The organism is Rhizobium sp. CB3171 (assembly GCF_029714265.1).
Taxonomy (GTDB): domain Bacteria; phylum Pseudomonadota; class Alphaproteobacteria; order Rhizobiales; family Rhizobiaceae; genus Rhizobium.
This window is the reverse complement of the sequence record NZ_CP121652.1, coordinates 3,642,628-3,657,500: the sequence shown is the minus strand read 5'-3', so window position 1 is coordinate 3,657,500 and position 14,873 is coordinate 3,642,628. Positions and strand designations below refer to the sequence as shown.

The window sequence follows — 14,873 nt, the reverse complement described above, 5'->3', positions numbered from 1 at the left end:
GAGACGGTCACGTCAATGGTGCGATCGAAAGGATCGGCGCCGCGTCCGCGCGTCCAATCCAGCAATTGGTCGCGCGACAGCACCCGGCGCGGCCGCTCCAGGAAACAGACAAGCAGATCGAATTCCGCAGTCGTCAGGCGCACCGGCCCCTCGCCTTCGATCTCGATCGCCCTGCCGTCGAGATCGACGATGAGGCCCGCAAAACTCTTGCGTCGGCGCGGACCGCCGCCCTCCTCGGGGCGTTCGGGGCCGGCGCGGCGCAGGATGGCGCGGATGCGCGCCAAAAGCTCGCGCGGATTGAAGGGTTTGCCGAGATAATCGTCCGCACCCATTTCAAGGCCGAGAATCCGGTCGATATCATCGGACTTCGCCGTCAGCATCAGGATCGGCACCTGGCTGCGCGCCCGTATGCGACGGCAAGCAGAAAGGCCATCCTCGCCCGGCAGCATCAGATCGAGAATGATGAGATCGGGAAAACCCCTGGCCAGCGCGCGATCCATGGCGGCGGCACTTTCGACCGCATCGACGGCAAAACCCTCGCGGCTCAGGAACTCCTCCAGAAGCGCCCGAATTTCGCGGTCGTCCTCGACCAGAAGAAGCGATGCAGAAACCATGGATCATCCATGTGAGGCGAAGGGCGGTTTTGACAACAGGGAAACGGCCGGTGATACAAACTGTAACAAATTTCCGCCGTTCTGAAAAATTCCGGCAACAGACGCCATGCAGGTTTCGCCGCGACGGCCCCCCTCCGGAGCGGGCGGCGGCAGCTACCCCGGCACCGCCGCACCCGACCCATCGCCGCTCCGGTCCGCCGGCAGGGCTCGCGTTGACAAGGCGCGAGCCCTGTCTCTCCTGTGTGTTTCCCTTTGACGCGATTTGCGTCGCGACGTTCGTCGTGCGAAGGATTGGCCTCATGCTTTATCGGGCCGGTACGCCTAACCATCGACACAACAAGGACGAGGCAACGGGGTGAGCCAAAGGCGTGCGCCGCAAAGATCGGGCAAGGCGGGGAAGGCCCGGCAGGAGGCGGAGGGTAAGCGCGTGACCCTGCCGCGGGCGCTGTCGAAGCTCGGCTATTGCTCGCGTACTCAGGCCGAAGCGCTGATCGCAGCCGGCCGTGTTGCCGTTGATGGCCGCAAGATTACCGATCCGGCTGCCTGGATCGATCTCGACCGGGCGCGGATTGCCGTCGACGGCATCGAAATCTCGGCGGAAAAGAAGCTTTATTTCATGCTGAACAAGCCGCGCGGTCTGGTGACGACACGCGACGATCCCGAGGGCCGGCCGACGGTCTACGACTGTCTGAGGGATATCGACGCCCGGCATCTAGCGCCGGTCGGACGGCTCGACAAGGCAAGCGAAGGGCTGCTTCTCTTCACCAATGATACCGTGCTGGCGCAGGCGCTGCTCGATCCTGTCACGCATGTGAGCAAGATCTATCATGTGCAGGTTAACCGCATCATGGACCAGGAGCTCTTGAGCCGCATGGAACGGGGGATCGTCGACGATGGCGAACTTCTGACGGCCATCTCCGCCCGTCTGCTGCGCAGTGGCGACCGCAATGGCTGGATCGAAGTCGAGCTCAGGGAGGGGCGCAACCGGCAGATTCGGCGGATGCTGGAGGCGCTCGACATCGAATGTCTGCGGCTGGTGCGCGTCTCCTTTGGCGACATCGCGCTCGGCGACCTTGCGAAAGGCGCGGTCCGGGCGCTGACGGAAGCCGAGATTGTCGGACTTCGCCGCCGGGCGGGCATGGAAAAGAACGGACGAAATGGACTGAAGGCCGGACGCGATGCAGCATCATGATTTCTGGCAGGAGATTGATCCGCCGCGAAGCTTTGATGCAATCGGTGAATTCCGCGATTTCTATGTGGCGGAACTGCCCGATGGGCGGCAGTTGCGCCTGCCGATCCGGCTGCTCGCCGATGGCGACCATGCGCTCGCTTCGCTGATCATCAATCAGGCAAGTTTTCCTGTGCAGGACGCGCTGGCCGAAGCGCTTGCCGTGCGCATTGCCGCGCATGATGTCGATGTCGTCGTCGGACTGCCGACCCTCGGGCTGACGCTGGCAAGCGCGGTTGCCCGGGTCCTCGGCCATCAGCGTTATGTGCCGCTCGGCACCTCGCGTAAGTTCTGGTATCGCGAGGATCTGTCGGTTTCGCTTTCCTCCATTACGACGCCGAACCAGGAAAAACGTCTTTATATAGACCCGCGTATGCTGCCGCTCCTGCAGGGAAAACGGGTTGCGCTGATCGACGACGTGATCTCGAGCGGTGCCTCTATCGTTTCCGGCCTGGAGCTTTTGGCCGCATGCGGCATCGAACCTGTCGTGATCGGGGCGGCCATGCTGCAATCCGAGCGCTGGCGGGAGCGGCTCAATGCCACCGGCAAGCCATGGGGCGAGCGGATCGTTGGCGTGTTTTCGACGCCGATTCTTGAAAAAGCAGGAAACGGCGGCTGGAACAAGCCTGCCTGACGGCAGTTCGGTGCCGGGGCTGTACAGGACCGGCAGGCTGGTTCATTCTAGGTCCTGGCGAATCTCCGGGACCCGCCCATGACGTTCGAACAAGCATCCCTGCTGATCCTTCTGGGCCTCATGCTGGCGCTGTTTTGTCTTGGCCGTTTCCGGATCGAGGTCGTTTCGATCGCGGGGCTGCTTGCCGGATATGCGCTGGGCCTCTATCCGGCGGAAGGGGTGTTTTCCGGCCTCGCAAGCCCAGTCGTCATCACCGTGATCGAAATCCTGCTGATCGTGCAGGTACTGGCGCGGGCGCAGCTTTTCGGCGCGCTGGCGGATCGCCTGCTTGCAACAGACCTGCCAACCTCTGTGATTATCGGAGCGCTTGCCGGACTGACGGCCTTCATCTCGATCTTCATGAACAATATCGGCGCCTATGCCATAGCGCTGCCGGTGGCGCTGCGCATTGCCGATGTCACCGCCATTCCGCGGCGACAGTTGCTGATCCCGATTTCCTTTTCGGCACTCCTTGGCGGATTGGTGTCGCTGATCGGCACGCCGGCCAACCTTCTGGTCAGCGATGCCCTGCTGAGGGTGACCGGACACGGTTTCCACTTCTTCGACTTCGCCTATGTCGGCCTGCCAGTGGCCATCGTCGGCGTGATTTTGATTGCCGCAACCGTCCCGCGGCTGTTTCCCAAATCAGGTGAGGAGGATGCGGCGCCGGGCCAAGCCATAGACCGGCAGATGATTACCGAACGCCGTATACCACATGGCTCTCCCCTGGTCGGGCAGCGGCTGGTGGACTGCCGCCGGGCCTTCGGTCTTCAGCCGCATGCCCTGATCCGCGGCAGCCGCTTCGTCCCCGCAGTCGAAGGCACTGCGATCGAGGCTGGCGACATTCTGCTTGCCGAGGGGCCGGACGTCCTGTTCGACCGGCTCTTGGCAAAAGGCGTGCTGATGCTCGAATCCCATCCCGACCCCTATGGATCCGATTTCATTCGCAGCGAAGCGGTAGTCATGCCGCAAAGCACGCTGATCGGCTCGCGCATCCAATCGCTGGAGGTTTTTCGCTCGCGAGGGGTTGCGATAACCGGGCTTTCCATGCGCTCGCCGCGCATCGAAGGGCGCTTCGACGATCTTACGCTGTCGATCGGCGATATCCTCAAGCTGGAAGGGCCGAGACACGCCATCGCCGAAGCACTGGAGGAATGCGAATGCCTGCCGCTGGCCGCAAGCTATGATCATACACCGCCGCTGCGCTCCTTCTGGCCGCTTTTCATTTTCGCCTGCGGCGTGCTTGTCGCCGCCACTGGCCTGCTTCGCCCCGAGATCGCGTTTGCCGGCGTCATCCTGGCGATGGCGCTGCTGAACTTCATCAACCTGCGCGCCGCGATCGCCGATCTCAACTGGCCGATCATCATTATGCTGGCGGCGATGATCCCGCTCGGCGCCGCGGTGGCGACGTCCGGGACGGCGGAGATGCTGGCGGGCGGGCTCGGCACGATCGTGCCGATCGAGCGACCGGTTTTCGGTGTAGCGCTCATCCTGTTCCTGGCGATGGTGATCACCCCTTTCGTCAACAACGCCACGGTCGCCATCGTGCTGACGCCGGTCGCCTTCGAACTGGCGGCAAAGGCGGGGCATTCCGCCAACGCCTATCTGATTGCCGTCGCGGCCGGCGCCTCGCTCGATTTCATCACGCCCTTCGGCCATCACAACAATACGCTAACCATGAGCATCGGCAGCTATCGCTTCACCGACTTCCTACGCGCCGGCTGGCTGTTGACCATTTTCAGCTACGGCCTGGCGCTCGCGTTGATCGGCTGGTTCTGGATCTGAGGGCGCAGCCGCGCTGAACGGATGGCGATGATCCCGTCCGAAAATCGATTCCGATTTTCGGCATTATGCGTTAAGGGTCCAACCATGAAGCGTCCGCCGGGCGGATGCACGAGCCTACTGGTGACTATGTTGCGAATTCTCTCCGAAGCCCATTTTCCGGAACTGCCCAATTATTACCGCGGCAAGGTGCGCGAAAATTATGACCTGCCGGATGGGAGCCGCATCATCATCAGCACCGATCGGCTGAGCGCCTTCGACCGCATCCTCACCTGCATCCCTTATAAAGGACAGGTGCTGACGCAGACGGCCCGCTACTGGTTCGAGGCGACGAAGGACATTTGCCCGAATCACGTCATCGCCTATCCCGACCCGAACGTCGTCGTCGGCAAGCGGCTGAACATCCTACCGGTGGAAGTCGTCGTGCGCGGCTATCTTGCCGGCACAACCGGCACCTCGATCCTGACGCTCTATAAGAAAGGTCAGCGCGAGATGTACGGCATCACGCTGCCGGACGGCATGCGCGACAACCAGATCCTGCCGGAGCCGATCATCACGCCGACCAGCAAGGAATTCGACGGCGGCCATGACGAACCGCTGACGCCGGCGCAGATCATCGAGCATGGGCTCCTGACGAAGGAGCAATGGCAGACATTGTCGGATTACGCGCTGGCTTTGTTCGCCCGTGGCCAGGAGATTGCCCGCCAACGGGGGCTGATCCTCGTCGACACGAAATATGAGTTCGGCACCGACGAAGACGGCAATATCCTTCTTGCAGACGAAATTCATACGCCGGACAGCAGCCGCTACTGGTTGGCCGACAGTTACCAAGACAGCTTCGAAAGGGGCGCGCGCCCCGCAAGTTTCGACAAGGATTTCGTCCGCGCCTGGGTGACCGAGCGGTGCGATCCTTACAAGGACGAGATACCCGAAATTCCGCTCGACCTGATCGAGCAGACCTCAAAGGTGTATATCCGCGCTTACGAAGCGATCACGGCTACGCCCTTTGTTCCCGACGACCGCGGTGCAACACCGCGGGACAGGATTCGCGCAAGCCTCTCCCCTTATTTCCCATAACAAACCGTCCGAATGGTCATTTCGCCCATGGAGTGTCTGGAGACACCGTCCTTTAGTTGCGCAAAATATGGTATTTTTGCGCACTTACCGCTTAAAGTAGCAAGGCGGAGGGTATTTTTTTGCAACACTTCATAATTTTTTTACCGGAACCCCCCTATTTGTCATGTTCCCACACGTGTTCCGCCGCGAAAAATCGCAAAAGGCACTGTGCTATTGCAAACTTGTTGATAGATTGACGCCGAATGCTTCGGGTCGTTTGTTGGTATTGCGTAGACAGAAGCGCCGACACACATGGGGGTCACGCTGACCCCGTAAGTTAGTGATCATGTAAAATGAATTGTGGGATAATGTGATGGTATCCATTCGTACTGCCGCCCCCGCCCTGCTGCTTCTTCTGGCAGGTTGCGTCAGCGGCCCCGATCATAAGCCACCGGAAATGCCCCTCGCGGCCAAGTTCTCGGAGGGCGGTACGAAGATCAACGGCGACGTCTCGAGTTCACAATGGTGGACCGCCTTCGGCGATAAGAAGCTGAACACCCTGGCTGAGCAGGGACTTGCAGAAAACCTCAATATCCAGCAGGCGCTGGAACGCATTAATCAGGCGCAGGCGCAGGTCGTCTCGGCCGCAGCCGGCGGAATGCCTAGCCTCCTTGTGTCAGGCGGTAATACGACCAGCGGCCAGAAGGGCGGCCTGCGTACGGAAACCGAAACGCGAAACACCACCAGCGGCGATGCCACGGCTTCGTGGCTGCTCGACCTGTGGGGCCAATATCGTCGCGCCAAGGAAAGCGCCAACGCATCGCTGGATGCGGCCTATTCCAACGTCGACGTTGCTCGCCTGACCTATCTGCAGGATCTGGCGAACAGCTACGTCAACGTCCGCTACTATCAGGCCCTCATCTCGATCGCGCAGGACAACCTGAAGTCCCGCCGCTCAACGCTTGAACTCACCAAGTTCCAGCTCGACGCCGGCGCCGCGTCCCGCCTCGACGTCGTCCAGGCCGAAGGTCTCGTCAACTCGCAGCTTTCTCAAATTCCAGGCCTCGAAATCAGCTACCGCCAGGCGGTGCATCATATCGCGACCCTGCTGAACGTACCGTCGCAGACCATTATCGCCCAATTGCACGGTGGCGGCAGCCAGCCGGTATTCCGCGGCCGCGTCGATACGGGCGTCCCGGCCGACCTCATCCGCAACCGGCCCGACATCCGTGTCGCCGAGCGTAACCTTGCCGCTGCGACCGCTCAGATCGGCGTGGCAGAGGCCCAGCTCTTTCCGACGATCACGCTCGGCGGTTCGATTTCGCCGTCCTACATTCACACGAAGTCCATCAGCGGCAGCCTGACGACCTGGTCGTTCGGCCCAAGCCTGTCGCTGCCGATCTTCGACGGTGGCGCGTTGCGCGCCAACGTCAAGAACGCCGAATCCACCAGCCGCGAGCAGTATATCGTCTGGAAGCAGACCGTGCTGTCTGGTGTCGAACAGGTCGAAAACGCCCTGTCGGCTGTCAGCCGCGATGCTCAGACGGTTGCCGCACTGCGGGCGCAGGTGAAGTCCTATCAGGAAGCCCTCGAACTCTCGACGGCAAGCTACAAGGACGGCGCCTCTTCGCTGCTCGACGTTCTCGATGCGCAGCGCAACGTTTCAACGGCGCAGGAAAGCCTCGCCCAGGCGGTTCAGCAGAGCGCTCTCGACTATATCTCGCTGAACGTCAATATCGGCGCCGGCTACATTCCCGCCAAAAAGGTAACCGTAGCCGCAAAGCCGGATGCCAAGGTCGTCAAGGTCGCTGCCAAGAAGACCGTCAACTAAGGATACCGCCCGGCTTCGTCGGGCGCTTCTCATACGAACCGCCGCAGGAAACTGCGGCGGTTTTTCTTTGGTCGAAATAAATGGGGCCAAATTAAAAATGGCGCGCTCCGCTTCCGCAAAGCACGCCATCGAAAAACAAAAAGGCCGGAGCAAACCGGCCTTTCGTCATCCACCCTCACATCAGTGCCAGTACATCCGTGGTCAAAGGGAAGGTAGAACTGCAGCCAGATTGATCGCGAAAGGTTAACACAAGGTCAACGTCAGTTCCGCAATTGCCAGGGAATGAAAACGGCTCGCTCTAAGCGCGCCAAGCATCCACCGGCTGTCTGACTGCAGCTTATATCGGGTGGCAAGGTGGCGATTTCAAGGCCGTTAAATTTATTCTCAAAGCCTTATTACTGCAGAACGCGCCATTCCGCGCACTAAAGCCTTAGTAACCCTCAAGATAAATAAGTGAAGCTGTCTAAAATTTAATGCAAATTTTGAGAGTTATGCGCGTATCCGTTCAACCTGCATTCATGCAAATTCTCGTAAAACCGCTGAAAAGATTGAAGGAATAGCGCTGGACCCTAACCAAATCCCGCGACCGCGCTAACTTTTATCTTATCGAAACTGGAAACGGCATGCCGGGTCCTGTAACCGCACCGCATGTCCCTTGGTGGATATGCTGGGCAAGCGGGCAACAGCAATCAGCGCAGCCGCCGGGCAATCCTATCCTGCCGGCGACGCGCAAAGGAGAGCATTGATGAGACATAAGTTTCTTGCCGCACTTGCGCTGACCGCATTCATTGCGATCCCGGCAATCGCGGAAGCCGCAGAGGGTTTTTCCACCGCCAACGTCAACATGAGGTCCGGCCCGAGCACGCGGTATCCGGCAGTGACCATGATCCCCGCCGGCACACCGCTGGAAATCAACGGCTGCCTCAACGAAACGCCATGGTGCGACGTCTCCTTCTTTGGCGGGCGCGGCTGGGTCGCCGGTCAGTACATCCAGGCAACCTACCAATCGCGCCGCATCTATGTCGGACCGCGATATTACCGGCCGCTCGGCATTCCGACCATCACCTTCAATTTCGATGATTATTGGGATCGTTATTACCGTGGCCGCGACTTCTACCGCGACCGTGACCGCTGGCGGCGCGGACCAGGTTGGGTAGACCGCCGCCCGGGTTGGGACCGCGGATCGGATTGGAACGATGAACCGGACCGCAACTGGGATCGTCGCCCGTACCGAAACCGCGACTGGAGCGACCAGCAGGACAATGATGATTGGCGCCGGCGAAGAGACCGCAATCGCGACTGGGACAATAACCAGGACTGGGGCCGCCAGCAGCCCGACGACAATCAGGGTTGGGGCAACCGTCGGCGTGACAGCAACCGCCAGGACGACCAGCAGCGCCGTCCCCAGCCGCAACAACAAGAGGCGCAGCCGCGGCAGGTGCAGCCTCAGCAGGTGCAACCACAACAGAACAATCCACGGCCGAATGCCGGTTCGCCAGGTCCATATAGCCCAGACCATGTCGATCCCTGCCCGGCAGATCAACCTAATTGCCGTATGACGCCAAGAGGCTCCAACCGGTAATCTTGCCTTCATGGCAGCGAAATGATGAGGCCAGCGACTGACATCGCTGGCCTTTTGCATGGGTTCATTAGGGATCGGAAAATCCGGCCGTTCAGCGGGGATGCGACGGCGAAACCGGGACTGACGATGTGGGGGATGAGCGCGTCTTTAAAGCTGCGCGACGGCGACCGGCGTTCGCCGGCTCAGAAGGGTTGAGTAATCAGGCGGCGTCGAAGCGCCGCGCTGCCTCAATGGATTTTCAAATGCGCTTCGCGCATCGCCGAAATAAACATCTCGCGGGCTTCTTCAGCGGATTTCCGTCCGTCGATCGCAGCTCGGCAGACGCTTCTCGCAGCCACATAAAGCGGACCGCGCCGATCTGGCCAGAGGTTAGCCATGCAATTCAAGGCCTCGGAAGGGCCGGTGACCATCTGAGAGCTGCCTTGAGCGAAACCGATCTCGATCGGGTTGCTCCATTTGATATGTCGCATGAATACTCCTCCTCACGCGCTACCACGTGCTTGGAACCGTCCTGAAGACGGCCGCACAACTCCACTATAACCTCAATCAGAGCATTCGAAAATATGGAACATTGCAAACGCTTCTACCATCTGAAGAGGCAAATTCGCCGGCTGGATGAAGCGGCCGACGAATGAGTAGAGTTTCACGTAAGGATAAAGCTTTTAACGAGCGTAAAGTTCCAGCGTGAATGGAGCACGCGTCATTTTCCGCCAAACGGGACGATATCAGGATTTTTGCGATCTGGAATTAAACCGTCCCACCCGTAGCGCTACGGATCTATCGGCCGATTGATGATCTCTTTGCGGTGAGCCGCCAAATGCACTTACTTTTCCCGTGCAATCCGCTTGGCATCATCGGCCGAAAAGCCGGCGCGACGGGCCAGCCGTTCCAATCCGAAAATCCGATCGAGCTGATCGATCAGCCACAGTTCAAAGCGTTTCCACATGATAAGGCTCCCCCGCAACGGACCAACTGGTCGCCCAGGATGAACGTCGCGTTCGGCCTACCACCCGCTCTAACGAAACAGCTTTCTAGCGAAATAGTGGGGGCCTCTGCGCGTTCGACAGCAACTCCTGCTTGGTGGCGAAGTCGCCGAACAGCTTCTTCAGCCGAATTTCCTCTTCCTTGCAAATCCGATGACGCCGCACGAAATCCTCGACACTCCAGACTTCCCGCAGCTTATTTTCGCCGACCTTCTCGAAGTTGATATGTGAACTCATTTGCTCGCCCTCTTATTTTATGAGGAAAGAATGCACGAGAAAAACAAAAGTTCCTTGAACAAACCCGTTGTGGATGGACAAATGCTGCCGCTGCGACCGGTTAAGGATGTTTTTAATTCCTCCTTAAATCGCCGCATTTACAGTTCACCGGGGCTTTGATGCCCAGGCGGCGTAAACGCGGGGAACGAGCGGGCGCGTAGCGGCCCCGGCACCAGACATCGGAATATGGAACCATCGGGGGTAAGACCGGTCCGCAATGGCAGGCAAAAGCAGATCAGGCCAGAGGATAGAGCCCTCGTTTTCAAGCGGCAGCGAACGCGGCGATGATGGTTTCAGCGCGGGCGAGCGGATTGCCGGCGGCGGGCGCTCTTCCCGGCGCAGCGAGGACCCTCCGCCGGAGAGGCCGCGCCGCTCCAAGAGCCGGCGCAAGCAGCCGCGGCGCGAGCGCGGCGGTGGTTTCTTCGGCTTCGTGCGCTCTGTGATTTATTGGAGCCTCGTGCTCTGCCTCTGGGCCGGCATCGCCGCCGCCGGTCTCGTGGTCTACTACGGATCGCGCATGCCGAACGCCAGCACCTGGTCCATCCCCGACCGGCCGCCGAACGTCAAGATCGCCGATCTCGAGGGCAGCGTCATCGCCAATCGCGGCGCGACCGGCGGTGAAGCCCTGACGCTGAGCGATATGTCGCCCTATATTCCCAAGGCAATCGTCGCCATCGAGGACCGCCGCTTCTATTCGCATTTCGGCTTCGATCCGATCGGCCTCGGCCGTGCGGTGGTGACGAACGTGCTGACCGGGCATGCCGTGCAGGGCGGCTCGACGCTGACACAGCAACTCGCCAAGAACCTCTTCCTGTCGCCGGAACGCACGCTGGAACGCAAGGTGCAGGAAGTGCTGCTCGCCATCTGGCTGGAGCACAAGTACACCAAGGACCAGATCCTTACGATGTACCTGAACCGCGTCTACTTCGGCGCGAACGCTTATGGCGTCGAGGCGGCGTCACAACGCTACTTCAACAAATCAGCCCGCGACGTCAATCTCGGCGAAGCGGCCATGCTTGCTGGCCTCGTCAAGGCGCCGTCGAAACTGTCGCCCGCCCGCGATCCGGCTGCTGCCGAGGCCCGCGCCCAGCTCGTGCTGCAGGCGATGCGCGACCAGGGCTTCATCAGCGAAGCCGATATCAAGACGGCGATGTCGCAGCCGCCGACGCACGCGACGAGCTATTGGAGCGGCGCCCAGAACTATGTCGCTGATATGGTCATGGACCAGCTTCCCGGCCTGATCGGCGGCGCCGTCAAAGAAGATCTGACGGTGGACACCACGATCGACACCTCGCTGGAACAGAAGGCCGAACAGTCCCTGAACGATGTGCTTGCGAAGGACGGCAAGAAACTCAACGCTTCGCAGGCCTCCCTCGTCTCCGTAGATGCAACGGGCGCCATCCGTGCACTGGTGGGTGGGCGGGACTATGCGCAGAGCCAGTTCAACCGCGCCGTCACCGCCAAGCGCCAGCCGGGCTCGGCCTTCAAGCCTTTCGTCTATACCGCGGCGCTGGAAATGGGCCTGACGCCGAACTCGATCCGCAACGACGCGCCGGTGAAGATCGGCAATTGGGCGCCGGAGAATTACGAGCAGAAATATAACGGACCCGTGACGCTCGCCACGGCCGTCGCCCATTCGCTGAACACGGTGGCCGCCCAACTTGCGATGGAAGTCGGACCGGAGCAGGTGGTCAAGGTCGCGCATCGGCTCGGCATTGAATCCGACCTGCAGGCCAATGCCTCGATCGCGCTCGGCACATCGGAAGTTTCGCTGCTGGAGCTGACCTCGGCCTATGCCTCCTTCATGAATGGCGGCTACAAGGCGACGCCGCATGTCATCACCAAGGTGACGACCGCCTCCGGCAAGGTGCTCTACCAGGCGAATTTCGACAATCCGCCGCGGGTTTTGAATCCCGATGTCGTCACCAACATGAACACGATGATGACCGGCGTCATCAATTTCGGCACCGGCAAGGCGGCCCGCATCCCCGGCTGGCAGGCGGCCGGCAAGAGCGGCACCACGCAGTCCTTCCGCGATGCGCTGTTCGTCGGTTTCACCAGCCATCTGACGACGGGCGTCTGGTTCGGCAATGACGACGGCAAGTCGATGAAAAAGGTCACAGGCGGCGGGCTGCCGGCCAAGGCCTGGAAGGAATTCATGGTCGCCGCTCATAAGGGCCTGACGCCGACGCCGATCTTCGGCGGCGGCCAGATCATCGACAATGGCGCGCCGGTGGTAGCATCCGCACCGAATACCGACCAGCAGACGACAATCGGCTCGATTATCTCTGGCGCGCTCGGCGGCAATGGCGGGCAGGCTTCGCAGCAGCAGGGCCAGCCGACGCTCCAGCAACGGCCGGCGCAGCAACCGGTTCAACAGCGCCAACAGCCCGTCGATCAGGCGACGCTGAGTGACGATCCCGAGGATCTGCCGCCCGTGGGCCTTGCCGACAACAATCCCTACAGCTCGGACGAGTACGATACCGGCGATATCCCGCCTGCCGATATCGGCGATCCCGGCCCGATAACGGCGACGGTACGGCGGCACCGCTCCTCGCTTCTCGATGTCATCCTCGGGCAATAAGAAGCGATTCCTGGCATTGCCGCTTGCATGGCAGGGGCAAGGCTGATCTGATAGATGGTCGCGCCAATTCCCAAGGGTTCACAACCTCGATGTGGCACTGTGGAATTTGCGCGACAAACCATTCGTTTTGCTGGATTCCGGGTGATTTCCTGCCTTGCAGTCAGTAAAACCGCTACTTATATACGCGGCATCACCGCAGTCATGGCTGCGCAATCCTCAAGACCATCCCGTAAGGGGCTGTCAATGGAATGCCTGACAGGGGTTCCGATAGCTTGCTTCAAGGAGAGAATGACATGGCAAAAGTAATTGGTATCGACCTTGGAACCACGAATTCCTGCGTCGCCGTCATGGACGGTAAGGACGCGAAAGTGATCGAGAATGCCGAAGGCGCACGCACCACCCCCTCGATGGTAGCCTTCACGGACGACAGCGAACGCCTCGTCGGCCAGCCGGCCAAGCGCCAGGCGGTCACCAACCCCACCAATACCCTCTTCGCTGTCAAGCGCCTGATCGGCCGCCGCTACGAAGATCCGACCGTCGAGAAGGACAAGCACCTCGTTCCCTTCACGATCGTCCGCGGTGACAACGGCGACGCTTGGGTCGAGGCACAAGGCAAGGGCTATTCGCCCGCACAAGTTTCCGCAATGATCCTTCAGAAGATGAAGGAAACCGCCGAATCCTACCTCGGCGAAAAGGTCGAAAAGGCCGTTATCACCGTTCCCGCTTACTTCAACGACGCGCAGCGCCAGGCAACCAAGGATGCCGGCAAGATCGCCGGTCTTGAAGTTCTGCGCATCATCAACGAGCCGACCGCTGCCGCGCTCGCCTATGGCCTCGACAAGAAGGACGGCAAGACGATTGCCGTTTACGACCTTGGCGGCGGTACCTTCGATATCTCCATCCTGGAAATCGGCGACGGTGTCTTCGAAGTGAAGTCGACCAACGGCGACACCTTCCTCGGCGGTGAAGACTTCGACATGCGCCTCGTCGAATATCTCGTTGCTGAGTTCAAGAAGGACAACGGCATCGACCTCAAGGGCGACAAGCTGGCTCTGCAGCGCCTCAAGGAAGCTGCCGAAAAGGCCAAGATCGAACTGTCGTCTTCGCAGCAGACCGAAATCAACCTGCCCTTCATCACGGCAGACGCCACCGGCCCGAAGCACCTGACGCTGAAGCTGACCCGCGCCAAGCTGGAAAGCCTGGTCGACGATCTCGTTCAGCGCACCATCGCTCCCTGCAAGGCCGCCCTCAAGGATGCCGGCGTTACGGCTGCCGAGATCGATGAAGTCGTTCTCGTCGGCGGCATGAGCCGCATGCCGAAGGTACAGGAAATCGTCAAGCAACTGTTCGGCAAGGAGCCGCACAAGGGCGTCAACCCGGATGAAGTCGTCGCACTCGGCGCTGCCATCCAGGCTGGCGTTCTGCAGGGCGACGTCAAGGACGTTCTGCTGCTCGACGTGACCCCGCTGTCTCTCGGCATCGAAACGCTGGGCGGCGTCTTCACCCGTCTGATCGAGCGTAACACGACGATCCCGACGAAGAAGTCGCAGACCTTCTCGACCGCCGACGACAACCAGTCGGCCGTGACCATCCGCGTTTCGCAGGGCGAGCGCGAAATGGCTGCCGACAACAAGCTGCTCGGCCAGTTCGACCTCGTCGGCCTGCCGCCGGCTCCGCGTGGTGTACCGCAGATCGAAGTCACCTTCGATATCGACGCCAACGGCATCGTGCAGGTTTCGGCCAAGGACAAGGGCACCGGCAAGGAACAGCAGATCCGCATCCAGGCTTCCGGCGGTCTTTCCGACGCCGACATCGAAAAGATGGTCAAGGATGCCGAGGCCCATGCTGCCGAGGACAAGAAGCGCCGCGAAGGCGTGGAAGCCAAGAACCAGGCTGAAAGCCTGATCCACTCCAGCGAGAAGTCGCTGAAGGATTACGGCGATAAGGTCACCGAAGCCGACCGCAACGCGATCTCCGAGGCGATCGCAGCGCTGAAGGCAGCGACCGAAGCTTCCGAGCCGGACGCCGAAGACATCAAGGCCAAGACCCAGACCCTCATGGAAGTCTCCATGAAGCTCGGCCAGGCCATTTATGAGGCCCAGCAGGCGGAAGGCTCCACCGCTGATGCGTCGGCAGGCGGCAAGGATGATGTCGTCGATGCCGACTACGAGGAAATCAAGGACGAGGACGACCGCAAGCGGTCTGCATAATCGCAAGCCTCAACAGGTTTTGCTGCAACTCAGATCCGGCTGCCTTAGGGCAGC

Annotated in this window: 12 protein-coding genes (1 of these 12 running past the window's edge); 8 read left to right on the top strand and 4 right to left on the bottom strand. The window is 60.5% G+C overall.

All coding sequences use genetic code 11. The features are described 5' to 3' along the window. Positions 1-614, bottom strand: partial view of a response regulator gene (locus tag QA648_RS17715; protein WP_283048381.1) — the 5' portion only. The gene continues 106 nt to the left of window position 1, outside the view; the window shows 614 of its 720 coding nt (coding positions 1-614); the start codon lies at positions 612-614; the stop codon falls past the left edge of the window. A 355-nt stretch (positions 615-969) separates the two neighbouring features. Here QA648_RS17715 and QA648_RS17710 point away from each other — a divergent pair, with 355 nt between their 5' ends. The 6 genes from QA648_RS17710 to QA648_RS17685 all read left to right on the top strand — a co-directional run bounded on the left by QA648_RS17710 (position 970) and on the right by QA648_RS17685 (position 8,766). Further along, the gene (locus QA648_RS17710; RefSeq protein ID WP_283048378.1) at positions 970-1,806 is read left to right on the top strand and encodes a pseudouridine synthase; all 837 of its coding nucleotides are present in this window, start codon (positions 970-972) and stop codon (positions 1,804-1,806) included. Further along, positions 1,793-2,476, top strand: a complete 684-nt coding sequence (locus QA648_RS17705; protein ID WP_283048376.1) for a phosphoribosyltransferase — start codon at positions 1,793-1,795, stop codon at positions 2,474-2,476. The genes QA648_RS17710 and QA648_RS17705 overlap by 14 nt, the downstream gene beginning before the upstream one ends. Before the next feature lie 78 nt (positions 2,477-2,554). Beyond that, on the top strand, positions 2,555-4,300 hold the full coding sequence (locus QA648_RS17700; RefSeq protein WP_283048374.1) for an SLC13 family permease: 1,746 nt from the start codon (positions 2,555-2,557) through the stop codon (positions 4,298-4,300). A gap of 129 nt (positions 4,301-4,429) precedes the next feature. Next, positions 4,430-5,374, top strand: coding sequence for a phosphoribosylaminoimidazolesuccinocarboxamide synthase (locus tag QA648_RS17695; RefSeq protein ID WP_283051400.1), 945 nt, complete (start codon positions 4,430-4,432; stop codon positions 5,372-5,374). A gap of 352 nt (positions 5,375-5,726) precedes the next feature. Further along, positions 5,727-7,184, top strand: a complete 1,458-nt coding sequence (locus QA648_RS17690; protein WP_104821556.1) for an efflux transporter outer membrane subunit — start codon at positions 5,727-5,729, stop codon at positions 7,182-7,184. Between the two features lie 745 nt (positions 7,185-7,929). After that, positions 7,930-8,766: an SH3 domain-containing protein gene (locus tag QA648_RS17685; protein WP_283048372.1), complete on the top strand. Its 837-nt coding sequence runs from the start codon at positions 7,930-7,932 to the stop codon at positions 8,764-8,766. Positions 8,767-8,993: 227 nt separating this feature from the next. Here QA648_RS17685 and QA648_RS17680 read toward each other — a convergent pair whose 3' ends face one another. The 3 genes from QA648_RS17680 to QA648_RS17670 all read right to left on the bottom strand — a co-directional run bounded on the left by QA648_RS17680 (position 8,994) and on the right by QA648_RS17670 (position 9,986). After that, the gene (locus QA648_RS17680; protein ID WP_104821554.1) at positions 8,994-9,236 is read right to left on the bottom strand and encodes a DUF982 domain-containing protein; all 243 of its coding nucleotides are present in this window, start codon (positions 9,234-9,236) and stop codon (positions 8,994-8,996) included. A gap of 353 nt (positions 9,237-9,589) precedes the next feature. Next, a complete protein-coding gene (locus tag QA648_RS17675) occupies positions 9,590-9,712 on the bottom strand; it encodes a hypothetical protein (protein WP_260303263.1) in 123 nt (40 codons plus the stop codon). 85 nt (positions 9,713-9,797) lie between these two features. Beyond that, positions 9,798-9,986 (bottom strand): hypothetical protein, encoded by a 189-nt coding sequence (locus QA648_RS17670; RefSeq protein WP_104821553.1) that lies wholly within the window; start codon positions 9,984-9,986, stop codon positions 9,798-9,800. Positions 9,987-10,242: 256 nt separating this feature from the next. On the opposite strand from QA648_RS17670, the gene QA648_RS17665 reads away from it, so the two are divergent. Continuing rightward, complete coding sequence (locus QA648_RS17665; RefSeq protein WP_283048369.1) at positions 10,243-12,609, top strand: transglycosylase domain-containing protein; 2,367 nt, start codon at positions 10,243-10,245, stop codon at positions 12,607-12,609. A gap of 293 nt (positions 12,610-12,902) precedes the next feature. Continuing rightward, positions 12,903-14,819, top strand: a complete 1,917-nt coding sequence (dnaK, locus tag QA648_RS17660; RefSeq protein WP_104821551.1) for a molecular chaperone DnaK — start codon at positions 12,903-12,905, stop codon at positions 14,817-14,819. Positions 14,820-14,873 lie beyond the last annotated feature (54 nt).